This is a genomic window from Nonomuraea turkmeniaca, from assembly GCF_005889735.1.
GTDB classification, from domain to species: Bacteria; Actinomycetota; Actinomycetes; order Streptosporangiales; family Streptosporangiaceae; genus Nonomuraea; species Nonomuraea turkmeniaca.
Genome location: NZ_VCKY01000473.1, coordinates 1 through 2776, shown reverse-complemented (window position 1 = coordinate 2776; position 2776 = coordinate 1). Strand labels below are relative to the sequence as shown.

The following is a 2776-nucleotide window of genomic DNA, read 5'->3' as shown; positions in this document are numbered from 1 at the left end:
GTCGGGATGTTGGTCGGTGGCTGTACTCGCCTCCGAGGGTGGATGCGGCCGGGGTGTTGGTTCCGTGGCCGCCGGCGTTCTCCAGGGATGCGTGCCGGACATGCCCAAGGCGGGTTGGAGAGGTCCTGGGGCCCAGACGGGTCGGCAGGCGGAGGCTGGAGCGGACCGCGGGCGTGGGTGGGGTCCGTTAGCCGATCGCCAAGGGCTGGTCGTCGGGGTCGTCGGCGAAGCCGGGGACCCAGCGGATCACCTCGTCGCGGAAGCGTGCCGTGGTGCCCAGCTGGCAGAGCACGCCCACGCCTGCCGCATGCACCCGGTGGATGAGCACGTACGACGCCGGCAGGTTGAGCTGGCGTACCACGTTGCCGGGGCGCAGGTCCGTGACGCTGGCCGCCTGGGCCTGGAGCCATTCCCGGCTGAACGAGAATTCCTCCACCGCCGTCGGCTCCACGTACGGCGCGAGGAAGCCGCGCAGCGCGTCCGGGTCGATCTCGATGCCGGGCCGGATGAAGCCCTCCTGGCGCAGCCCCGTCACGACGGATTCCATGTCGCCATGGTTGAAGATGCGCATTAACTGCCCGAAGACCCTGGGGTAGCCGTCAGGCAGGCGGTTGACCGCCCCGAAGTCCAGGACGCCGAGCTTGCCGTTGGCCAGCATGCGGAAGTTGCCCGGATGCGGGTCGGCGTGGAGCATCCCCGCCCGCGCCGGCGAGCAGAACAGGAAACGGACGAAGAGCAGGCCGGCGTGATCGCGTTCCGCTTTGGTGCCTTCGGCGATGATGCGTGACAGCGGGGTGCCGTCCATCCACTCGGTGACCAGGACCATTTCGTTGGCCGCGATCACGTCGGGGACGTGGAAGTCGGGATCGCCGTCGAACTCGAGGGCGAAGGCGTGCTGGGCCTCGGCCTCCCGGAGGTAGTCGAGCTCCTCAGCGATCCGCTCGCGCAGCTCCGACAGCACGGCCTTCATGTCGAGCCCGGGCAGGAGAACACCGAAGAGCTTGCCCAGACGGGCCAACTGGGCGAAGTCGCCGAGCAGCGCCTTGCCCGCCCCCGGGTACTGGATCTTGACCGCCACCTCCCGGCCGTCGTGCCACACGGCCTTGTGAACCTGGCCGATCGAGGCGGCGGCGGTCGGCTGGTCATCGAACGAACGGAAATTTTCCCGCCAGTCGTCGCCCAGCTGCTCCGTGAGCACCTTGTGGACGGTGGACACGGGGAGCGGGGGAGCAGCGTCCTGCAGCTTGGTCAGCGTGGCGCGGTAAGGGCCGACGATCTCCTGCGGAAGCGCCGCCTCGAAGATCGAAAGCGCCTGACCGAGCTTCATGGCGCCGCCCTTGAGCTCGCCGAGCACCTTGAAGACCTGCTCGGCGGTACGCTGCTGGACCTCCTGCGCCACGATCTCAGCGGACTTGCCACCAAGACGCTTGCCCAGGCCGAGGGCGGCGCGGCCCGCGAACCCGAGAGGAAGCGTGGCCAGCTTGGCGGAACGCGTGACAGCACGGCGCGGAAGATCGCTCACACTGATGCGCGGAACCTCGGCAGAGATGCCGCTTCCCCCCTTCGTGGTCGTCCCGGAAGACGTCAGTCGCACTTGGGCGACATGACCATTCTTAGCGAATAGGGATTGTTTCGCATACAACGACATTCCGGATGCATGCGCCAGGCCTGCGTTTCCCAGCGCCAATCAGGTGATACGTCCATTGTGCTGTTGGTCACAGCGGACTCCCTGCCGTCCAGGTGAGCGAGCGCATGCCCAGTCGCCTCCGCCGCGACCAGGGCCGCGAGAGTCGTGTCGCAGGCGATCTCGCCCGGCGGGTAGCCGCCCAATCTGGCCGTGACGATCGGCCAGTCCGGGTCGTGGTCGCGACGGGTCAGGTCCAGGCAGTGCAGGCATGCCGTCTCACCGGGCAGGACGAGCGGGCCGACCGTGCCGTGGCCTTCGAAGGCGGATGCCAGGAGGTGGGGGATGCCCAGGCAGGTCAGCTCGTTGACCAGCACGCCGTCCATCGGGCTGACGGGCGCGAGGATGACGAGGTCGGGACGGTCCGATCTGTCTCCAAGGTACGTCCCTCCGGCCAGCACCTCGACCGCGGGCCTGACCACCTCCTGTCCGTCGATCTGCCGGTCCTTACGCTTCCTGCGAATGGTCGGCTGTGCCGCCCCGCGTTCTCCTTGTCCGGCGCTTCCCCGCCTCTCGGTGTCCGGGCTGGGTGGCGCTGCGGTGTGTCCTTGGGCTGCGGCCCTGCGCTGGTGAGGCAGGCCGTCCGTACGGGTGACTGATCCGGGCGTGGCGGCGACCGGGATCGGGACGGTGTGGTCGGAAGCAGGGAGCGGGATGGCCGGGGAAGCGGCCGGTCTGGGCGTGCCGGCCTTCGACCGCCGGTCGTCCTGCGGTGGCGCGCCGCGTCGCCGGCCGGGCCGCACGCCTGACGCCGCCGGCGTCGCGGACGAAACCGAGCCGGGTCGCGGGGTGCGGGAGGGAGTGGACCCAGGGGGTGGGTCCGTGGACGAGAGCGGGTTGATGGGCGGCAGACCTGGGCCGAGTGCGGCGTCATCAGCGTCCACGGTTTCACCGGTCGCGTGTCCGCCCGACGTCAAGCGCCGGGCCGCCGCCTGTGCGCCCTCCTCGCGCCTCAGACCCAGCTCCGACCACGTCAACCCACCGGGTGTGAGGTCGCTCGCCCGAACGGTGCCCGGGTCGATCACCCGGATGTGCCCCACCCCGGCGGCCGCCAGCAGGACCACGATCTGGGCCTGTCTCTTATACGCATCT

The 2776-nt window shown here is 69.6% G+C and carries 1 protein-coding gene and 1 pseudogene; both read right to left on the bottom strand.

Going from position 1 to position 2776, the window contains the following annotated elements; all coding sequences use genetic code 11:
- Nucleotides 1–187 precede the first annotated feature (187 nt).
- Nucleotides 188–1522, bottom strand: coding sequence for an ABC1 kinase family protein (locus ETD86_RS53725; RefSeq protein ID WP_138674292.1), 1335 nt, complete (start codon nt 1520–1522; stop codon nt 188–190).
- A gap of 62 nt (nt 1523–1584) precedes the next feature.
- Nucleotides 1585–2776 (bottom strand): annotated as a pseudogene (locus ETD86_RS57755) (hypothetical protein); the annotation flags it as partial.